This window comes from Kineosporia rhizophila (genome assembly GCF_021277265.1).
GTDB lineage: Bacteria > Actinomycetota > Actinomycetes > Actinomycetales > Kineosporiaceae > Kineosporia > Kineosporia rhizophila.
In genome coordinates, this window is sequence record NZ_JAJSOH010000015.1 from 164,334 (window position 1) to 184,012 (window position 19,679).

Here is a 19,679-nt window from a genome sequence, read left to right on the forward strand (position 1 = left end):
ACGGTGCCCTCCCTCAGTGCTGCAACTTGTTCAGCCGCTTCTTGCTCAGCTGAAGCATCTTCTGCGCCGACCGGATCGAGTCGATGCTCCCGCCCTGGCGCACCTCCCGGGCCTCGGCCGCGCGCTTCTTCAGCCACTGCGCGTCGTTCTTCAGGTAGGCCCGCCGCTGCTGGTCGGAGCCGGCCTCGGAAAAGCGTTCCTTCTGCAGGGCATTGATCTTCTTGTCGGTGCTGACGACCTTCTTCAGGAAGCAGTTCGTCATCTCGAGGGTGTTGCCCTCGGGGTCGCACGCGCCGACCGGCGTGGTGAACGGCTCCTGAATCGGCTTGTATTCCAGCGTCCCAGCGGTCGAGACCTGGTTCTGCGCGCTCGCGCCGCCGGCCGTGGCCAGGGCGGTGCCGACGATCGCGGTGGTGGCGACGGCGGCGCCGGCCAGGGTCGTGACGCTGCGGTTGAAGGACGTGCGCATCAGTCTCTCCTCGAACGGGATGTGGTTCTTCGGAACACCTACTGAGATGCACCCCGGCCCGGAAAAGTTCAGAGTCGGCGCGGTCGTAGGTGTTCCTCGGCCCAGCGGGTGAGCTCGGTGAGGGCCGGGCGGATCGCCGCGCCGTGCTCGGTGAGCTCGTAACGCACCCGGATCGGCCGGCCGTCGAGCACCGTGCGGGTGACCAGGCCCAGCTCGACCAGTTCGACCAGCCGCTCGTTCAGCACCCGGTCGCTGATCCCGGGAATGCCCCGCCGTAGCTCGCTGAAGAACACCGGGCCCTGCAGCAGGGTGCTCCACACCACGCCCGTCCAGCGCTTTCCCAGCAGGGTCATGACCTGCGACAGCGGCTCGCTCAGGGTCTCGCACACGCCGCCCTCGCCGGCCGGGCCGAACAGCTGCGCCCCCTCGTCACCCAGGTCGCTTGACATGCCTCGTCACCTCAACTTACGTTTCACAAGTCACTTACAAAAAGTGAGTAGCAAACCTCTCTTCAAAGGATCCCACATGGACGTCGAGGCCCTGGAACGGCGCGTGCAGCAGCTGGAGGACCGGGAGGCGATCGTCGCGGCGGTGGTCGAGTACGCCCGGGCGATCGACCGGGCCGACTGGCAGGCCTACGGCGACCTGCACACCGACCCGGTCCACATCGACTTCTCCGAGGCCGGGCTGCCGCCGGCCGACTTCCCCCGCGAGCAGTTCGTCGGCTTCGCCGCCCAGAACCTCGAGACCTGGGACGCCCGCCAGCACCTGAGCACCAACCACCAGGTGCGGTTCGACGGCGACGACCGGGCGGTCTGCGCGTCGTACCTGTACGCCCAGCACTACCGCAAGGGCGAGCCGGTCTATCTGATGCGCGGCTGGTACGACCACCACCTGGTGCGGGTCGAGGGCACCTGGCGGATCAGCCGCGTGGTCCAGCACATCAGCTGGCTCGAGGGAGCCCCCGAAACCCGATAGGGGTCACCAGGGCAGCGGGCCGTTCTCGTCGACGAAGGTCCCGGTCGGGCCGTCAGCGCCCAGATTGGCCATGCGCACGACCACGCGGGCGCTCTCCCGCGGGTCGCGCCCACCTTCGAAGCCCTCGGTCATGTCGGTGGTGGTGAAGCCGGGCTCCACGGCGTTGAACCTGATGTCGGTCTGGAACTTGGCGTACTGCATGGTGAGCATGGTGGCGGCGGACTTCGAGGCGCCGTAGATCGCGATGTTGAGCGGGAAGTCCGGGCCGGTGGTCACGCCGAACGAACCGGCGGAGCTGGAGACGGTGACCACGTTCGGGTTGGGTGAGCGGCGCAGCAGGGGCAGCGCCGCCTCGGTGACCCGCACGATGCCGACCGCGTTCACGTCGAAGGTGCGCAGCGCGGAAGGACCGTCGAACGGCCCGAACTCCTGCACCCCCGCGTTGTTCACCAGGACGTCGAGCCGGCCCTCGGCCGCCTCGACGGTCTTGAACGCGGCGGCCACCGAGGCGTCGTCGGTGACGTCGATCGCCACGAAGTAGGCGCCGATCGAGTCGGCGGCGGCCTGACCGCGTTCGGCGTCCCGGGCGCCCAGGTAGACCGTGTGGTCGAGCTCGGTCAGCTGCTTGGCGGTCTCGAAGCCGATGCCCTTGTTGGCGCCGGTGATCAGGGTGATGGTCATACGTTTCCTCCGTGTCCAAGGGCCCCGGTGGGGGCCGATGGGAAACGTACGAACCGGCCGGGGAGGCCAGCCAGGATCCTGCGGAGCCGGGGGCCTGGCAGGACCCCGGCTACCGGGCCCGGGCCGTCTTATGGTGGCCAGGTGAGTGAGACGACGAGTGGCCTCGGTGCCTTCCTGCGCGCCCGGCGTGAGCTGGTGACGCCGCAGCAGGCCGGGATCCCGGCCGTCGGGGTGCGGCGCACGCCCGGCCTGCGGCGCGAGGAGGTCGCGATGCTGGCCGGCATCAGCGCCGACTACTACCTGCGGCTGGAACGCGGGCGCGATCGCCGTCCCTCGGTGCAGGTGCTGGAGTCGATCGCCCGGGTGCTGCAGCTGAACGACGAGCACCTGGCCCATCTGCTCTCCCTGGCCGCCGAAGGCCCCCGGCAGCGTCGTCGTCGCCCGCGCAAGGAGGTCGTGCCGCCCGGCGCGCTGCGCCTGCTGGACTCGCTGGTGCAACCGGCCTTCATCGAGGGCCGCTACCTCGACGTGCTGGCCTCCAACCGGCTGGCCCGGGCGCTGTCACCAGGACTGCAGGTCGGGCGCAACCAGCTGCGAGACCTTTTCCTCGACCCGGCCGAGCAGGCGTACTACCCCTCCTGGGAGGCCATGGCCGAGTGCTACGTGGCCGGCTTCCGCAAGGCGGTGGGCAACGACGTCGACGATCCCCGGTTCATCGAGCTGACCGGCGAACTGTCGCTGGCCAGCCCGCTGTTCGGCCGGCTGTGGGCCCGGCACGAGGTGCGCGAGCAGACCGAGACCCTGCTGACGGTGAACCACCCGCAGGTCGGGCGGATCCGGCTGAACCGGGAACGGCTGAGCATCGACGGCTCCGAGGGGCTGCGGATGGTCGTGTACTACCCCGATCCCGCCTCGGGCGACGCCGACCGGCTCGCCCTTCTGGCCTCCGCGGACCTGCCCGTGACCAAGGCGACCTCGGCGCCATCGGCGCGTTGAATCGTCCTTAATTCGTAGTTCTGGCCCTCGCAGTGCTAGGAATTCCCATCCAATTGCTGGGGTGGGGGAGTAATGAAGCGTCGGATCGGGCTGGGCCTCGGGGCCGTGGTGGTGGTGCTCGCCCTGCTGGTCGGGCTGCTGTACGTCTGGCCGCTCGGCAGCGACCGGTTACGCAATGCCGAGCCGGACGTGCTGTCGTTCGAACTGGCCGCCAAGGCCGGAAACGTCGCGGTGGAAGAAGATACGGCGAATCCCCAGGTGCGCAGCGAGTGCCGCAGCATGCTGCGGGTGCACCCGCGCAAGACCGCGCGGGCGGTGCTCATGCTGCACGGCTACACCAGCTGCCCGAAGGACTACGCGGAACTGGCCGACGTCTTCTACGAGCGCGGGTACAACGTCTACGTGCCGCGCGAGCCGCACCACGGGCTGCAGGACGTGACCGAGGCCAGCCAGGTCGCTTCCGACGGGCTGGCCGACTACGCGGACGAGGCGCTGAACGTGGCGGCCGGCCTGGGCGAGGAGACCGGCGTGATCGGCCTGTCCGGCGGCGGGGTCCTGGCCACCTGGCTGGCCGAGTACCGCTCCGACGCGGTCAGCCGGCTGCTGGTGCTCTCGCCGTTCTACCAGCCCGCGGCCTCGCAGGCCCCGCCGTTCGTGGTGCGGCCCCTGATCGTTCTCTACGGCAACCGGGTGCTGCCCGACCGCACCGTCGGCGACCTGAACTTCACCCTCAGCGGCCTGGCCCAGTACCTGCGGGTGCGGCGCAACTACCGCGACGACCCGGTCAACGACCGGCTTCAGCACGTCGCGGTGGCGGTCTCGCACGCCGACCCCTACATCGACCTGGACGTGGCCACCGACATCCCGACCGGGATCGCCGAGGCCAACGACCTGAAGGTGGCCACCCACGAGTTCCCGGAGCAGGAGGCCCTGCCGCACAACATCGTGCGCCCGGACTACCTGGGGGAGCGGGCGGACGAGGTGAACGAGCTGTACGTGGAGCTCTACGAAGGCTGAACAGCTGGGCAGACGGTCCCGATGGCGCACGGGAACTCAGGACCCCGTAACCTACGTTGGCGTAGGTTCACCCCCCTTCACGAAGGAGTTCGCGTGCCCGACCCGTCGATCTGGGCAGGTTCCTACGGACCAGGAGTCCCGCTCCACCTCGAGTACGGCGACGAGACCCTGGTCGACCAGCTCGAGAACACGATCGGGCGCTTCGGCGACCGCCCGGCCCTGGAGTTCCTCGGGCGTTCCACCAGCTACACCGAGTTCGGCGACCAGGTGGCCCGGGCCGCCGAGGGCCTGCGTGGGCTCGGGGTGCGCGCGGGCGACCACGTGGCCCTGCTGATGCCTACCTGCCCGCAGCACCTGGTGGCCTTCCACGCCGTGCTGCGCCTCGGCGCCACCGCGGTCGAGCACAACCCGCTATACACCACCGGCGAGCTGAAGAAGCCGTTCGCCGACCACCAGGCGAAGGTGGCCCTGGTCTGGGACAAGGCGGTGAAGACGATCGCGCCGATCCTGCGCGACCCGCAGATGGCCCTGCAGACCGTGGTCACCCTGGACATGACCCAGGACCTGCCGCTGGCCAAGCGGCTGGCGCTGCGCCTGCCGGTGGCCAAGGCCCGTGCCACCCGCGAGGAGATGACCGCCGCGGCCCCCGGGTTCCCGAAGTTCGCCGACCTGGTCAAGGCTGCCCCGCTGGACCCGGCCCATCCCCGGCCGGGCGCCGACGACGTGGCCCTGCTGCTGTACACCTCGGGCACCAGCGGCACCCCCAAGGGCGTCCCGCTGCTGCACCGCAACGTGGTCGCCAACTGCGCCCAGGGTGTGGCGTGGGTACCGGAGCTCAAGTACGGCCAGGAGCGATGGCTGTCGTCGCTGCCGATGTTCCACGCCTACGGCCTGACGGTGGGCCTGCTGTGCGGTATCCGGGCCGGCGCCGAGCTGGTGCTGCTGCCCAAGCCCGACACCGCGCTGATGGTCGACGCGCTCAAGCGCCGTGAGCCCACCTTCGTGCCCGGGGTGCCGCCGATCTACCGGCGCATCCTGGAAGAGGCCAAGCGGCGCGGAGTCTCGATGCAGAGCATGCGCTTCTCCATCTCGGGAGCCATGGCGCTGCCGGCCGAGCTGGTCCAGGAGTGGCAGAGCGCCACCGGCGGCTCGCTGGTCGAGGGCTACGGCCTGACCGAGACCGCCCCCCTGGTGATCGGCAACCCGATGAACCAGCCCCGTCCCGGCTCGATCGGTGTCCCCGTGCCGGACACGCTGGTGCGCATCGTCGACCCGGAGAACCCGGGCCAGGAAGTGCCTCTGGGCGAGCGCGGTGAGCTGGTGGTCAAGGGCCCGCAGGTGTTCGGCGGTTACCGCGACCGGCCCGAGGAGACCGCCGAGGTGCTCGACGCCGACGGCTGGTTCCGCACCGGCGACATCGTGACCATGGCCGAGGACGGGTACATCTCGGTGGTCGACCGGATCAAGGAGGTGGTGATCGTCGGCGGCTTCAACGTCTACCCCAGCGAGGTGGAGGAGGTCCTGCGCTCCCACCCCAGCGTGCAGGAGGCGGCCGTGGTGGGCGTGCCCGACGAGGACGGGCACGACGAGGTGGTGGCCGCGGTGGTGGCCGCCGAGGCCCAGTCGATCGACCAGGACGCCCTGGGGGCCTTCCTGCGTGAGGAGCTGACCCGCTACAAGGTCCCGCGCCGGTTCGTGCCGGTGGAGAAGCTGCCGGTCAACCCGATGGGCAAGGTGCTGCGCCGCGAGGTCGCCGATCTGGTGAAGAAAAGCTAGGCGTTCACGCACACTGGAGCGATGAGGACCTCGCCCGAAGAGCTCGAGGCGGCGCTCCCGGCCGAGGCGCTGCGGGCGGACGACGCGTGGTGGCCGAAACCGGCCCCACGCCCGTTCCGGCACGTGGTCGGCGCGCGCACCCTGCCCCCGCAGCAGTGGCTGCGCCCTCGGCCGCTGGATGCGCCGTTGGTGCGCTGGCGCCGGGCGCTGCTCGATGCCGAGGGCGAGCGGGCGTTCGCAGCGTTGCCGGGCACCGAGGTCGCCGGGCAGGTGCTGCTCGACCTGCTGCGCCCGATGCTGGGTGAGGAACCGGATCCGCCCTCGCCGTCGGGGCATCCGCTCGACGTGGCCGGGCGGCTGGTGGCCGAGGACCTGTGCCTGGTGGACATCGGCGACGGCCGCCCCCGGCTGGTGGGCGCCAGCCTGGCCATGCCGAACCGCTGGCTGCTGGCCGAGAAGCTGGGCCAGGACATGGTCGGGATCCACGTGCCGGTGCCCGGTTACGCCGACCAGCTCTCGGCCGCGGTGGACAAGTTCCTCACCTCGCTGCGGGAGAACCGGATCATGACCCGGGCCAACTGGGCGATCACCGACGACCCGCGCCTGTACCAGCCGGCCGCCGATTCCCGCGCCCGGCAGGGGATCCGGGTGCGCACCGCGCAGGAAGCGGCCGAGGCCCTGCACGTTCGGGTGGAGTACCAGACCCTTCGCCTGCTTCCGGCGCCGGCTCGCAACAGCGTGCTGTTCACCATTCGCACCGCGCACGAACCGCTCTCGGCGCTCGCCGACCGTCCGGCGGTGGCCGCCGACCTGGCCTCCACGATCGAGGTCATGCCCGCGGCCGACCTGGAGTACAAGGGTGTGCTGCCCTATCGCGAGCCGGTTCTGGCCTTGTTGCAGCAGTTTTCGAACAATGGACGGGTGTAGCGCACCGATCGCTCGGGGGAGGCCGCGCTACAGTCCGGCCGCGCGCACGGCGGAGTGGAACGCGGCGGCCCAGTCCAGCAGCTCGGCCCGGTCACGGGCAGCGCTGGACGAGGCCAGGAAGACGTGGTCCACCCCGGCCTCGGCCAGTGCGGCCACGTCCTCGGTGAGCTGCTCGAAGTCGCCTGCGTAGGCGGCCCGCCCGGCGGTGGTGACCCGCTCGAAGTCGCGCTTGATCACCTGGGTGATGCAGCCGATCTCGCCCGGGTCGCGCCCGTGGTCGGCGGCCGTCTGCCGTAGCTGGGCGAGCTGGGTGCCGATCTGTGCGGGCGTGAGGTTGGTCGGGAGCCAGCCGTCGGCGCGCCGGGCGATCCGGTCCAGCGCCCTGCCCCGGCCGCCACCCAGCACCACCGGGATCCGGCGGGCGGGCTTGGGCCCGACGGTGGCCGGCGTGATCTCGTAGCGCTCGTTGTGGAACTTGACCGGGTCCGGGCCCCACACCGCCTCGGCCACGTCGAGGAACTCGTCGAGGGCGGCGCCCCGCTCGGCGAACGGCCGCGGCGCGGTGGCCTGGTACTCGTCGATCGACCAGCCGGTGCCTAGCCCGGCGATCAGCCGGCCGCCGATGATCTCGTCGACGCTGGCCAGGGTCTTGGCCAGGCGCACGGGCAGGTGCAGGGGAGCCACGAGCACATTGGTGCCGAGCTCGATGCGCGAGGTCACGGCCCCGGCGGTGGTCAGCACGGTCAGCGGCTCGGGGGCGTCGCGGTAGTAGTCCGGCCAGGGCACGTCCGGCATCTGGAACAGCCCGTGGGCCCCGCTCTGGTCTTCGGGCACCAGCAGACGCTCGAACGCCCAGGCGCTGTCCAGCCCGATCTCCTCGTAGCCCCGGGCCACCGCGGCGACGTCGGTGCGCAGGTCGTACCAGTGCAACTGCGGAAGGCTCATCCCGAGCTTGATCACCAGCGGCCCCTCCTGACCGGGGACGGAAGCCGCAGGCTATCCGGAATGTCCGGAATTCTGAACGGTGGCCGGAGCACAGGGTCGTTCGCCCCGCTCCGCAGCCCGGGAGGCGACGTCCCGGTCCGAACAGAACCCCGTGAGCCGGCGCTTCAGACACAGAAGCCCGACCAGTCGTCCATCGGTATCGACCACTGCCCGCCGCCGCTGCCCAGCCGCCACCAGCACCTGCCGCGCCTCCTCGGCCGAGAGGGAAGCGCTGAGCGTGCGCTCCTGCAGGCTGGCGTGGGCCAGTGCGGCGCCGGCGGCGGCGTCTGCGAGATCGTCGCGCACCAGGGTGCCGGCCAGTCGCTCGTCCGCCTCCACCAGCAGCAGCATGTGCACGTGGTCGTCGTCGAAGGCGGCCCTGGCTTGGGCGACGGTGGCCCCGGCAGGCAGGGTCTTGGGCCGCTGCAGCAGCACATCGGCCACCAGCAGACCGACGAGTTCGCCGGGCGCTCGGGTACTGCCGGTACTGCCGGTACCGCCCGCCATCGCTTCCACATCCTTCACAGACCGGTGTGCCCTCCCAGCATGACCTGAGAGGGCACTTCCCGTCCTGGCGGGGGTCGGTTGTGCGTCAGTTGCGGAAGGTGAAACTGTCCAGATCCACGAAGTCCGAGGGCTGACCCGACTTGAAGGTGAGGTAGACGTCGTGGTTGCCGGTGACCCCGGACAGGGCTCCGGGCACGTCCCGGTAACTCGTCCAGCCACCGGTGTTGCCGACCGCGATGGTGGAGACCGGGGCTGCGGTGGCACTGTCCAGTCTGACCTCGATCAGCCCGCTCACCCCGCTCGCGGCTCCCGAGGCGACCCGGGCCACGAACGTGCGGGCCGGGTTGGTGCCGAAGCGGACGCCCTTGTACACGGCCTGGTCGCCGTTGGAGATGTAGCCGAGCTTCACCCCGTCGACCACCTGAGTGCCGGACTGGCTGTCGAAGCTCTCGGCCTGGATGGTGCCGTAGGCGTCGCGGCTACCGCCGGTGGGCGGTGGGGTGGTGGGTGGCGGGGTGGTGCCGCCGTTCTTCTGCGAGACGGTGACGTAGTCGACGATCATCGGGACGCCGGAAGCGGTCTGCGCGGTCGGGGGACCGGGCCAGCTGCCGCCGACCGCCACGTTGAGGATCAGGAAGAAACCGTGGTGGGTGGCGTTGTTCCAGGTCGTCGCGTCCATCTGATTGGCGTTGACGGAGAAGAACTGCTGGCCGTCGACGTACCAGCGCAACTGTTCCGGTGAGGTGCTGCGGTCGAGTTCCACGGCGTAGGTGTGGAATCCGGCCTGGGGTGAGGGGTTCAGGTTGGCCCGGCTGCCGCTGAGGCCGCTGAACTCGTTGCACGGGCCGCCGGGGGCGACGCCGCAGTGCAGGGTGCCGTAGACGGTGTTCTGGCCGTTCACGTTCTCCAGCACGTCGATCTCGCCGACGCCGGGCCAGTTGGTGTAGTTGCCGCGGAAGGCCTCACCCAGCGACCAGAACGCCGGCCAGATGCCCTGCGCCGCAGCGCCGGTGACGTTCGGCAGCTGGATGCGGCTCTCGAACCGCACCACACCGCCGGCCGGGGCCGCGAAATTGGTGCGCTGCGTCTCGATCCGGGCCGACGTCCAGTTGCCGGCCGAGTCCCGCCGGGGCGTGATCCGCAGATTGCCGCTGCCGTCCAGACTCACGTTCTGGGTGCTGTTGGTGTGGTAGGCGATCTCGCCGGTGCCCCAGTTGGCGGCGCCGCCGGGGTAGTTGTGGCCGATGTCGAAGATCCAGTTGGCCGAGGAGGGAAGGGTGTTCGCCGAGCCGTTGAAGTCGTCGCTCCAGACCGTGGTGAAACCGGCCGGCGGCGAAGGAACGGCAGCGGTGGCCATGGATGCCCCCAGTCCCAGCGACGATGCGATCAGGACCGAGCTTACGGCTGTGGCGAGGAGGTTTCTACGTTTGGGCATGGTGATCCTCTACGTCGAGTTTCACGATGGTGAAAGGGCGCCCGGCCGGCCCCCCGCCGGACCGGGCGCCCGCCGGACTAGCTCAGGCCGTTGGCAACGGCCTTGGTCAGTTCCGCGTTGGACGTGTCACCGGACAGGTCCCAGAAGAACGACCCGCCCAGGCTCTGCTGCTTGGCGTAGGTCATCTTCCCGGCGATGGTGGCCGGCGTGTCGTAGCTCCACCAGTTGCTGCCGCACTTGGCGTAGGCGGTGCCGGCGACCGTGCCCGTGGCCGGGCAGCTGTTCTTCAGGACCTTGTAGTCCTCGATGCCCGGCTCGTAGGTACCCGCGGCCGGCCCGGTGGCCGATCCGCCCGGAGCCGCCTGGGTCACGCCGGTCCAGCCGCGACCGTAGAAACCGATCCCCAGCAGCAGTTTCGAGCTGGGGATGCCCAGGCTCTTGAGCTTCTTGATCGCGGTGTCGGAGTCGAAGCCCGGGTTCGGCGCTCCGGTCCAGCCGGTGAGCGGGGAGTGCGGCGCGGTCGGGCCGTCCGCGTCGAAGGCGCCGTAGAAGTCGTACGTCATGGGCAGGTACCAGTCCACGTACTGGGCGGCCCCGGCGTAGTCGGCCTTGGAGATCTTGCCGCCGGGCGTGCCGTCGGCGGTGATCGCGGAGGTGACCAGGTCCTTCCCGAACTCGGTGCGCAGCGCCTGCATCAGCTTGCGGTAGGCGTCGAAACCGCTGGTGTCGGTGCTCAGACCGGTGGCGTTGGGGTACTCCCAGTCGATGTCGATGCCGTCGAACACGTCGGCCCAGCGCGGGTCCTCGACCAGGGCCCGGCACGACTTGGCGAATCCGGCCGGGTCCTGCGCCGCCTGACCGAAGCCGCCCGACCAGGTCCAGCCGCCGAACGACCAGATCACCTTCAGGTTGGGGTGCTTCTTCTTCAGCTGGCGCAGCTGGTTGAAGTTACCGGCCAGCGGCGAGTCCCAGGCGTCGGCCGTGCCGCTGACCGAGTCGGCCGCGGTGAACGTCTTCTGGTAGTCGGCGTAGGCGTCGCCGGTCACGCACTTTCCGCCGGTGACGTTGCCGAAGGCGTAGTTGATGTGGGTCAGCCGGGCCGCGGCCCCGCTGGTGTCCAGCGCCTTGACCTGGAAGTTGCGCTGGTAGGTGCTCCAGTTGGTGTAGTAACCGATCACCTTCTTGCCGTTGGTGCTCGGCGGGGGAGTGGTGGTCGGCGGCGGAGTGGTGGGCGGCGTGGTCGGGTCGGTGCCACCGCAGGCGCCGTTGTCCACCCACACGTTCTGGGCGTTGTTGCCCGGGATGTCGCCCTGCGTCCACCATTTCGCCGTCCAGGTGTGACCCTGGTAGGTGACCACGTTGCCGCCGACGTAGGCGACGTCGCGGACCCAGTTCGGGCCGGTGCAGGCCGCGGCGGCCCGGGCGGTGGGGGTGGCGGCCTGTGCGCCGGCCGGGACGAGGGTGGCGATCAGGCCCACCGTTGCAGTGGCCGCAAGGCAGGCAGCAGCCAGTCGAACACGTTTCATGAGTTTCCCTTCAGGGCGGGAGACATGATTAGTGAGGAGGGTTTACATATTGCTCCCACAAGGTTACAAGCCGTCTTCACAAAAAGGGAAGTAGGCAGATTGTTGCGATCTGTTGACGGCGCCCTGGGATGCTGGCTGCATGAAGCCGGCCCGCGTCGTCGAAGCCGTTCTGCTCGACCTGGACGGCACCCTGCTCGATCACCGGGCCGCGGCCCGGGTGGCCTTTTCGGGCGCGTGCCGACACTGGGTTCCCTCGGCGGCCGTCGGTGAGGCGCTGGAATTCTGGCGGTCTCTGGAGAAAGTGCACATGCAGAGATATCTCGCCGGGGAATTGAGCTTCGCGGAACAGTGCCGGGCCCGGATGCGGGATTTTCTGACGGCCTACGGTGCTGCGGTCGATCACCTCGACGAGAAATTCGCGATCTATCTCGGTGAGTACGAACGGGCCTGGCGGCCGTTCGAGGACGTGGCCGAGGTGGTGCCCAAGCTCGGGCGGGCGGCAGTGCTCAGTAACGGCGACCGGGCCCAGCAGCGCGCGAAGATGGTTCGCCTGGAACTCGATTCACGGATGCCACTGCTGGTTCCGGCTGACGTCGGAGCGGCCAAACCGGCCGCGGCCAGCTTCCTGGGCGCGTGCGGGCGACTGGGCTGGGACCCAACCCGGGTGCTCTACGTCGGCGACGACCTGGCCACCGATGCCGAGGCTGCGGCGGCGGCCGGGCTGGTGGGCTGTTGGCTGGACCGTGACGGCTCGGAAGAGGCTGCCAGGCCGGAGGTCACGGTGATTCACAGCCTGCGGGAACTACCGGCACTGATCAGCTGATGACCGACCTGATCCACCGGCGCTGCTGTGCGATCGAGGCGGCGCCGGCCATCTTCTCGCGGTCCGAGCCCCAGAAAACGCCCACGAGCTTCTGCTTGCCCTTGGGCGCGACCGTCATGACCGGCCCGCCCGAGTCACCGCCGGCCGGGATGCCGCGCACCTTGGTGGCGCAGAAGTCCTTGCCGGCCGGGCTGGCGTAGTTCTCGCAGCCCTCGGTGCGGGGTGAGCGCACCACCAGGTCGGCCTGGCGCAGATTGTTGGCCTGGCACTTGTTCTCGTCGTCGGTGCAGGTTGCGCCCCAGCCGTACACCCGCACCGGCTGCCCGGCCTTCACCTTGGCCGTGGACAGCTGGGTCGGCTTCACGCCCTTCATCTTCTGCACCTTGATCATCATGACGTCGGCGCCGTCCGGGTTGGCCACCCGGCTGCCCCGGACCACCCGCACCGTGGTGCCCTTGAGCTGGTTCAGGTTGCCCACCTGGTAGGTGATCCGGCGGTCGGCGACCGGGGCGTCGGGCTGGTCGAAGAAGCAGTGCGAGGCGCTGATGATCCACTGGTTGCTGACCGCCGTGCCGGTGCAGTGTGGCTTGCCGTCGACCATCATCCGCACCGCCCATGGCCCGTACGTGCTCTTCTTGCCGTCGATCACCGCGTGCGCCGACCCCGGGGCGGCCACCAGCCCGGCCATCGCCATCGCCACCGTTGCCAGGGCCGTCCTGCCGTACCGCTTCATCAACCTGCTCCTGTCCGCTTCACCGTCTGCCGGAAGGTGAGATGCAGCGAGCGGCCGGTTTGTTCGAAAGTTTCTCCGGCGGGCGCCGCCCGCGTCCTCGTGCCTGAAGTCCCGAGCCACTTCCACCTGCTGAGTACTACGCGAACCGGCCCAGGCACATCGCTACGGCAAGGCTGGGTCTGGGGATCAGGGATGGTGATCCTCGCCAGGCGCCGACGATCCATAAAGTTCTGAGCCCTATGTCTGCTCGATCGTCTCGGCCATCGAAAGTGGAACCATCATGTCCGGCGGCTTGAGCGTCCTCCGTGGGCCCTTCCCGTCTCACACATGGCCCGCCGTCGGCACACGTGTTCCCGAGCTCTCGCCGAAAACACCACTCTTCATCTCCAGTACGAGTTCGAGCCGCCATCCCCGTGACGGGTCAGAACCAGTGCAGGCAGTGCGGCAGACGGTCGCTGCGGAAGAGGACGTCGGCCCGGGCGGCAGCATCGTCGGTGTGGCTCTGGATGTGGCCGGCCCGGACAAGCGTGCTCGGGGTGGTGCCGCCCAGGTAGATGGCGCCCAGGTCGCGCACGTCGAGGGTGAGGTCGGGTGGGAGGTCGGTGGGCTCGCACTCGGCCTTGCCGTCGCGGACGTGCAGGCGGTAGCGGCCCTGCTTTTCCAGGAACGGGTCGTGCACGTCGAGGACCAGTTCGCCGTCGTCAAACCAGCCGCGGGCGGTGAGGGCCCGGGGGATGTCGAGCAGACGCACCCAGAGCCAGTCGGTGACCTTGCCGACCCGCCCGGCCCTCAGGTCGGCCAGTTGCCAGCGCAGTGGGTGCTCGGGCGGGACGTGCCGGAAGACCATCGAGGTGAACAGGTCGTGATCGAGCAGGTAGCGGGCCAACGTGGTGAACACCTGGTCGCTGGGGGCGACGATCTCGTCCACCTTCAGCGACGAGCCCTCGCCACGCGCGTAGCTGGCGTAGCCGTCGGCCAGACCGTCGGCATCCCGGTGAAGCGCGATCAGGCGGGGCTGGGGGGCGATGGGCGGCTGCCCGGCTCGTAAGGACCACCAGCGGTGCGGCCGGGACAGGGCGCCGGGCTGCTGGCGGCGGTAGCGGTCGTACACGTCTTCCAGGATGGGCAGGCACTCGGCGCTGGGCAGCAGTTCGATCGAACCGCGGTTGGGATCAGTCCCACCGGCCCTCGGCGGGGCGAAGGCGTTCTCGTGCCGTCGCACCGTGAGTTCGGCCTCGTAGGTGGCGGTTCCGTAGCCGAACCGGCCGTAGATGCCCGCCTCCGAGGCCAGCAGCACCGACAGGAACTCGCCGCGCTCACGCAGGTCGGTCAGCTGGTGCCGCATGATTGCGCTGAGCACGCCACGCCGGCGATGGGTGGGCAGAACACCGACGGCGGTCACCCCGGCCGCCGGCGCGATCCTTTCACCCGGCAACGTGAGCTCGAAGGGGTAGGAACCGGCGGTGCCGACCGCCTTGCCTTTCGGCGTGAAGGCCAGCAGGCAGCGTTCCGGCTCCAGAGCCGACCACCAGAGCCCGCCGCCGTCGACCGGGGCCTCGGGCAGTCGCGCGAAGGCCGAGTGAACGGTGTCGACGAAGACCTGGAAGTTCTCCTCGGTCGTGGCGCGAATCTCCATTGCGGCCGGTATCTCCTCGTTGTCGGCGGGGTCCTCCGCAGACAGTGCAGCGTCCTCGCTCACTGGGGCAAGCCGATTCGGGCACAGGTAGGCTTCGCTACCGAGGCTGGGAGGATCGCGGATGACCGACGCATCGCAAAGGCTTGCCGAGCTGCTGACGGGCAGCACCACCGACCAGGCGCTGGAGTTGTTCGACTCGCTGCCCGCGGTCGGGCTGGATCAGCTGATCGGCCAGTGGCGGGGCACGGGGCTGCGCACCGGCCACGTGTTCGACGGTCAGCTGGAGGCGGCCGGCTGGCGGGGAAAGAACTTTCACAGCACTGAGGACGTCGATCCGCTCGTTTTCGAGCAGGGTGGCCGTCCGTTTCGGGTCAACCCTTCTCTGCTGCCACTCGGGGCGGGCGTGCGCTACCCACAGTTGCTCGGGCGGCCTGCCGTGATGCGCACCAGCGGCCGTCTGCTGCCGCTGCTGAAGACCTCGAAACCCCAGGCACGGCTGCGGATGGTCGAGTACCGGGGCGTGGTGACGGGGTCGATGGTCTACGACGCACTGCCGATCATCGACCACTTCCGTCCGGTCGACGCCGGCAAGCTGCTGGGGGCGATGGACATGCGTGGGCTGCCCGAACCGTTCATGTTCGTGCTGCGCCGCTCGGCCGACTGATCCGAGCCGCCGGATCCGAGCTGGCTGAGTGGGGCGGCCGAATCTGGGCCGGCTGAGTGGGGGGCCGGGTTCGGGCTGAGTGGGGGGCTGGGTTCGGGCTGGCTGAGTGGGGCGGCCGGGTTCGGGCTGGTTGAGCGGGGTCGCCGGATCTGAGCCGGGGCGGTCGCGGTGGCGGCCTCTGCTGAAAGCGGAAAGCTGGGAACATGACGAATCCCAGTGAGCCCACGGCCGGCCCGAGCGAACCGGCCGGTCTGGACCAGGAGGTCGCCCTGCAGGACGAGCGGGAAGCCCTGCGCAGTTCGACCGGTACCGCCGACGACGAGCGGGACGTGCTGATCGACGACAAGCAGCCTGGCGAGTCCTCCGAGCAGTAGCTTGCGGCTCAGGGGCTTAGCGGGTCAGGGGCTAAGCGGGTCAAGGGGGGCTCAGGAGCTCAAGCGGCTCAGGGGGTTCAGGGGAGGCGTTCGCGCAGTACGGCCAGCAGGTCCTCGCCGTGCGGTGAGCCCAGTCCGGTGTTGGCGTCCCAGCCGGGGCGGGCCGCGTAGCCGCCGTTGTCCCCGTTGATCACGTCGCGGAACCCGGCGGTGACCGAATTGGCCTGCAGGTCCTGGTAGATCAGGGGCTGGAGCAGGCCCAGCGGCCGGCCCAGCGACTGGGTGAGCCGGCAGATCAGGGCCGCCCACAGCGGGGTGGCCGCGCTGGTGCCGCCGACGCAGATCTGCCGGCCGCCCAGCAGCACCTGGTAGCCGGTGTTGTTGTCGGCGTTGGCCGCCACGTCGGGCACGCCCCGTCCGGGGTCGTCGCTGCCCGAACGCTTGGGCACGTCGGCCGCCGCCTGCCAGTCGGGCAGGTCGAACACGCCGCTCACCCCGCCCCCGGTGGCGCTGGAGGTGCCGGTGTTCCAGGTGGTCTCGGCGTGGATGGTGTTGGTCTGCACGTCGGCGATCAGCGTGGTGCCCCCACAGGCCAGCAGGTACGGGTCGGAAGCCGGGAAGTTGACGTGGTGGCCGCCGTCTTTCATTCCACTGACGCTGCCGGTGTCGCCGCTGGCCGCGCAGACGGTGATGCCCAGCGCCGCCGCGTCTTCGAACAGGTCGTGCATGGCCAGGGCCAGTTGCCCGGAGTAGGTGATCTCCGGCGAGCCCCAGCTGAGGCTGATCGCGGTGGGCGCCGGCGTGGCGTGGATGGCCGCGCGCAGCCCCAGCAGGATGCCCTGGCCGTTGTTGCGGGTGACGTAGTTCAGGATCTGCGCGCCCGGCGCCAGGGCGCCCGAGATCTGCAGGTCGAGCGTGACCTCGAGGTCGAACTTGGTGGCCGGACCGGTGGGCGGTGAGATGTCGGCGCCGTCGACCGAGATGTGGGTGATGCTCGGCGGGGTCAGGCCCAGGCCGGTGAAGTAGGCCTGCAGGTCTTCGGGATGGCAGTTGCCGCCCAGCGACACCACGGCCAGCCGCTGCCCGGTGCCGTCCATGTCGGCCGGAAAGCGGTACAGGCGGCCGAGTTCGATGGGGGAGTAGACCGAGTTGGGCTCGCCGTCGGGGGTGTAGAACTCGGGGCGCGCGACGGGCTGCGTCTCCAGCCCGACCACCGACAGCACCACGCCGTCGAGCTCGGCCGGCAACAGCAGGTCGCCGGCCAGGCGCCGGTAGTGCACCGGACCGGGCCGGAACGGGTCTTCACCCTCGAACAGCCGCAGCGAAGCGCCGAAGACACTGGTCAGCGCGGCCAGACCGGCCTCCACGGTGACCAGCCGGTCGCCCGCGTCGGTGACCTCCAGCCCCCGGGCGCCCAGCACATCCTTGACCAGCTGCACATCGTCCGGAGCAGCGCCGTACTGGGCGGCGAGCTCGTCGAGAGAGATGACGGCGGGAGTCTCCAGGAGTGCATTGGGCAGCGGAGCCCGTCTGCGCAGCAGCAGCGTGAGCCGGGCCGGAGCGTCGGGGTCGGGCTCCCGGTCGAGTGGGTGTTCGGGCAGCCACTGCTGACCGGCCCCGCCGCTCAGAACAACCCTGTTCTGCTTCGTCCCCATGGTTCCCCCAGGCTCGACGCGTCGTTCTCATTTTGCTCAGATGGGGTGTAGGGGGCAAACGGGTTGACCGATCGGGCAGTGACTAGTTCTCGGAGCAACTGCTCGCCCGCACGGGGGTGACACGCCGGGTTCTTCCCGGGGTGGCCGATTTGGTTCGGGCGGGGTAACTTTCTGCTTGGCCGCCGTGAAGGTGATCCGGCGCCAATCCTTCTTGCTGTGCAGTGCTGCCGCTTTGCGCGCTTGCTGCGCGAATCCCACCTGTAGATCAGGGCGCTCAGCCCTACCTCGAACCAGGAGTCACATCTCATGAACTGCCTTGACTGCGCTCTCCAGAACGGCTTGCAGGCAACCGCTTTCGGGTGCTGCCGACACTGTGGCGCGGCGATCTGCCTCGACCACGCCACCGTTGTCACCCCTCGGGCCACCCCGGTCGGGCTGATGCCGGCGCAGCCGCAGCGCCGCACGGTCAGCTGCCTCGACTGCACGCCGCGCCCGCACGGGCTCACTCCGGCCGCCCAGATCGTCGGTCAGCGGTCTGCCGAAATGTTCGCCCGGGCCTGACGCCCGCTCTCCCAGAGAGCACGACCCGGAGCACGATCTGCGGTAATCAGTGCTGCTGGGTCGGCCGAAGTGGAGTTCGGGCCTGCCGGTGGGGCCCGGCTGCTAGCTTCGGCCCATGACGGACGTGACAAATCCGGACAAGACGCTCGGTGATCTCCTGGCCCTGGAGCTCTACTCCGACCAGAACGTGCTGGTCGGAGGGGGTCGGGTTCGGGCCTGGGGTGATGCGCGGGGCGGTGGTCTCACGGCTCGCCAGGCCAACCCGGCCGCGCGCCCGATCCGGGTGGCCGGCGCTCTGAACCAGCACCCCGCCGTTCGATTCACAACGCCGCAGGCCGACCTGGCCGACTGCTTCCTGGGCATTCCGGACGCCCCGGAGCTGAATCCGGGCAAGGGGCCGTTCCGGGTGCTGGTGGTGGCCCGCAATCGCAGCATGGAGACCACGGGGCCGCGGAACACGTTCCTGTACAAGGGAAACGGCATTCACGGTTCCACTCCGGCCGGGTACTCGATGTACCTGGAACGCATCAGCCCGGCCTCGATGGGCACCGTCTTCCGGGTGCGCGATGTCACGGGCAACGCCGGGGCGCGCACGCATCGCGAGACCACCGCGCGGGGGCTGGGGGCGGTGCGTCTGTACGAGCTCGCCCTGACCGGGCGGGATGTGCGGGCCGCGTTGGACGGCGACTTCGCCGCGAAAATCGTTGCCGGTGGCGGCGGTACCGACAACTCCGGCTACGCCGCCTCGGTCACCACCTCAGCGCCCCTGCGACTGGGTGGGGTGAACCGGGGTGTTGACCTTTTCGCTGTCCTGGTGATCAAAGGTGCGGTTACCGAACGACAGCTCACCGACGTCCGTACGTATTTGGTCTCTCGCTACTCGATCCCGGTGGTGCCGGCCGCCGTGGCCCCCGCCGGGCCGGAGCAGACGAAGGTCATCTCCACGGTCGAGGGTGGCCGGGCCCGGATTCCGGCGATCGTGCGCTGCGCCGACGACTCCGTGGTGATCTTCGCCGAGCACCGCTGGGACGGCGACGCGGACTCCGGCCACATCGGTCTGGTCGCCCGGCGTTCCACCGACGGTGGGCAGAGCTGGGGCGAGGAGATCACGGTGGTGGACGACGGTGAGAACACCCGTGGTAACCCGGTTCCCGTTCTCGACCGCAGCACCGGGCGGCTGCATCTGCTGCTGACCGGCAATCTCGGCACCGACAACGAGGTGGAGATCAACGACGGGACGGCCGAAGACACCCGCCGCGTCTACCGCACCTTCTCCGACGACCACGGAGTCACCTGGGCGCCGGTGCGAGAGATCACCGACAGCACGAAAAAGCCCTCCTGGCGCTGGTACGCCACCGGGCCCGGTGGGGCCCGGCAACTGGCCAGTGGTCGTCTTCTGGTGCCCTGCAACCATTACGACCCGGCGCGTTCGGCCTACCGCAGCCACGCGATCTACTCCGACGACCACGGTGAGACCTGGCAACTGGGCGGCATCGTGCCCACCGACAACACCAACGAGATCCAGGCCACCCAACTGCGCGACGGCACCCTGCGGGCCCACGTGCGCTGGGCCGCCGACAACAACCCGCCGGGCTGGAAGTACGTCACCACCAGCACCGACGAGGGCCTGACCTGGAGCCCGGCCACCCCGGAGTACAGCCTGCCCTCCACCCCGGTGCAGGACGACCTGATCACCCTGCCGGACGGGCGTCTGGCGGCGACCAACCACCAGGACTTCACCGGCCGCTACAACCTGGCGATCAGCACCTCACCCGACGACGGCCGGACCTGGCCCGCCTACACGGTGGTCCGGGAAGGTGCGGTGGGTGACGGCGCCGGTTACGCCGACCTGGAATCGCTGGGCGGCAACCGGATCGCCGCGGTCTGGGAGGCCGGGCGGCAGATCTCGGTGCAGTTGTTCGACGTGGTCTGAGCCG

20 protein-coding genes are annotated in these 19,679 nt (G+C 69.7%); 10 read left to right on the forward strand and 10 right to left on the reverse strand.

Annotated features, from left to right (window positions below; all coding sequences use genetic code 11):
* Positions 1-13 precede the first annotated feature (13 nt).
* Complete coding sequence (locus tag LWF15_RS21290; protein ID WP_232812635.1) at positions 14-469, reverse strand: lysozyme inhibitor LprI family protein; 456 nt, start codon at positions 467-469, stop codon at positions 14-16.
* Between the two features lie 68 nt (positions 470-537).
* Complete coding sequence (locus tag LWF15_RS21295) at positions 538-918, reverse strand: winged helix-turn-helix transcriptional regulator (protein ID WP_232812636.1); 381 nt, start codon at positions 916-918, stop codon at positions 538-540.
* 76 nt (positions 919-994) lie between these two features.
* Here LWF15_RS21295 and LWF15_RS21300 point away from each other — a divergent pair, with 76 nt between their 5' ends.
* Positions 995-1,447, forward strand: coding sequence for a nuclear transport factor 2 family protein (locus tag LWF15_RS21300; RefSeq protein ID WP_232812637.1), 453 nt, complete (start codon positions 995-997; stop codon positions 1,445-1,447).
* Between the two features lie 3 nt (positions 1,448-1,450).
* Here LWF15_RS21300 and LWF15_RS21305 read toward each other — a convergent pair whose 3' ends face one another.
* On the reverse strand, positions 1,451-2,128 hold the full coding sequence (locus tag LWF15_RS21305; RefSeq protein ID WP_232812638.1) for an SDR family NAD(P)-dependent oxidoreductase: 678 nt from the start codon (positions 2,126-2,128) through the stop codon (positions 1,451-1,453).
* Between the two features lie 141 nt (positions 2,129-2,269).
* On the opposite strand from LWF15_RS21305, the gene LWF15_RS21310 reads away from it, so the two are divergent.
* The 4 genes from LWF15_RS21310 to LWF15_RS21325 all read left to right on the forward strand — a co-directional run bounded on the left by LWF15_RS21310 (position 2,270) and on the right by LWF15_RS21325 (position 6,844).
* Positions 2,270-3,124: a helix-turn-helix domain-containing protein gene (locus tag LWF15_RS21310; RefSeq protein WP_232812639.1), complete on the forward strand. Its 855-nt coding sequence runs from the start codon at positions 2,270-2,272 to the stop codon at positions 3,122-3,124.
* A 72-nt stretch (positions 3,125-3,196) separates the two neighbouring features.
* A complete protein-coding gene (locus tag LWF15_RS21315; RefSeq protein ID WP_232812640.1) occupies positions 3,197-4,141 on the forward strand; it encodes an alpha/beta hydrolase in 945 nt (314 codons plus the stop codon).
* Between the two features lie 21 nt (positions 4,142-4,162).
* A complete protein-coding gene (locus LWF15_RS21320; RefSeq protein ID WP_269810565.1) occupies positions 4,163-5,917 on the forward strand; it encodes a long-chain-fatty-acid--CoA ligase in 1,755 nt (584 codons plus the stop codon).
* 21 nt (positions 5,918-5,938) lie between these two features.
* Entirely contained in the window at positions 5,939-6,844 is a 906-nt protein-coding gene (locus tag LWF15_RS21325) for a heme-dependent oxidative N-demethylase family protein (protein WP_232812642.1), read from the forward strand.
* Positions 6,845-6,871: 27 nt separating this feature from the next.
* Here LWF15_RS21325 and LWF15_RS21330 read toward each other — a convergent pair whose 3' ends face one another.
* From LWF15_RS21330 to LWF15_RS21345, 4 genes are all read right to left on the reverse strand, one after another.
* A complete protein-coding gene (locus tag LWF15_RS21330; protein ID WP_232812643.1) occupies positions 6,872-7,804 on the reverse strand; it encodes a TIGR03619 family F420-dependent LLM class oxidoreductase in 933 nt (310 codons plus the stop codon).
* Between the two features lie 36 nt (positions 7,805-7,840).
* The gene (locus LWF15_RS21335) at positions 7,841-8,335 is read right to left on the reverse strand and encodes a CBS domain-containing protein (protein WP_232812644.1); all 495 of its coding nucleotides are present in this window, start codon (positions 8,333-8,335) and stop codon (positions 7,841-7,843) included.
* 85 nt (positions 8,336-8,420) lie between these two features.
* On the reverse strand, positions 8,421-9,770 hold the full coding sequence (locus LWF15_RS21340) for a carbohydrate-binding protein (RefSeq protein WP_232812645.1): 1,350 nt from the start codon (positions 9,768-9,770) through the stop codon (positions 8,421-8,423).
* Positions 9,771-9,847: 77 nt separating this feature from the next.
* Positions 9,848-11,296 (reverse strand): glycosyl hydrolase family 18 protein, encoded by a 1,449-nt coding sequence (locus tag LWF15_RS21345; RefSeq protein WP_232812646.1) that lies wholly within the window; start codon positions 11,294-11,296, stop codon positions 9,848-9,850.
* 139 nt (positions 11,297-11,435) lie between these two features.
* Here LWF15_RS21345 and LWF15_RS21350 point away from each other — a divergent pair, with 139 nt between their 5' ends.
* The gene (locus LWF15_RS21350) at positions 11,436-12,119 is read left to right on the forward strand and encodes an HAD family hydrolase (RefSeq protein ID WP_232812647.1); all 684 of its coding nucleotides are present in this window, start codon (positions 11,436-11,438) and stop codon (positions 12,117-12,119) included.
* Here the strand turns inward: LWF15_RS21350 and LWF15_RS21355 are convergent.
* Positions 12,112-12,852: a S1 family peptidase gene (locus tag LWF15_RS21355; protein WP_232812648.1), complete on the reverse strand. Its 741-nt coding sequence runs from the start codon at positions 12,850-12,852 to the stop codon at positions 12,112-12,114. The two genes, LWF15_RS21350 and LWF15_RS21355, sit on opposite strands and share 8 nt — an antisense overlap.
* A gap of 421 nt (positions 12,853-13,273) precedes the next feature.
* Complete coding sequence (locus LWF15_RS21360; protein ID WP_269810599.1) at positions 13,274-14,488, reverse strand: GNAT family N-acetyltransferase; 1,215 nt, start codon at positions 14,486-14,488, stop codon at positions 13,274-13,276.
* A gap of 121 nt (positions 14,489-14,609) precedes the next feature.
* Between LWF15_RS21360 and LWF15_RS21365 the strand changes: the two genes are divergently transcribed.
* Together LWF15_RS21365 and LWF15_RS21370 are read left to right on the forward strand one after the other, a co-directional pair.
* On the forward strand, positions 14,610-15,152 hold the full coding sequence (locus LWF15_RS21365) for a DUF4334 domain-containing protein (RefSeq protein ID WP_232812650.1): 543 nt from the start codon (positions 14,610-14,612) through the stop codon (positions 15,150-15,152).
* A 203-nt stretch (positions 15,153-15,355) separates the two neighbouring features.
* Entirely contained in the window at positions 15,356-15,526 is a 171-nt protein-coding gene (locus tag LWF15_RS21370; RefSeq protein WP_232812651.1) for a hypothetical protein, read from the forward strand.
* A gap of 77 nt (positions 15,527-15,603) precedes the next feature.
* Here LWF15_RS21370 and LWF15_RS21375 read toward each other — a convergent pair whose 3' ends face one another.
* Positions 15,604-17,181: a S53 family peptidase gene (locus LWF15_RS21375; protein ID WP_232812652.1), complete on the reverse strand. Its 1,578-nt coding sequence runs from the start codon at positions 17,179-17,181 to the stop codon at positions 15,604-15,606.
* 438 nt (positions 17,182-17,619) lie between these two features.
* Between LWF15_RS21375 and LWF15_RS36695 the strand changes: the two genes are divergently transcribed.
* Positions 17,620-17,742 carry a hypothetical protein gene (locus tag LWF15_RS36695; protein ID WP_269810566.1) on the forward strand — a complete coding sequence of 41 codons (123 nt, stop codon included), beginning with the start codon at positions 17,620-17,622 and terminating at the stop codon, positions 17,740-17,742.
* A 115-nt stretch (positions 17,743-17,857) separates the two neighbouring features.
* Positions 17,858-19,675, forward strand: coding sequence for a sialidase family protein (locus tag LWF15_RS21380; protein WP_232812653.1), 1,818 nt, complete (start codon positions 17,858-17,860; stop codon positions 19,673-19,675).
* Positions 19,676-19,679: the final 4 nt, after the last annotated feature.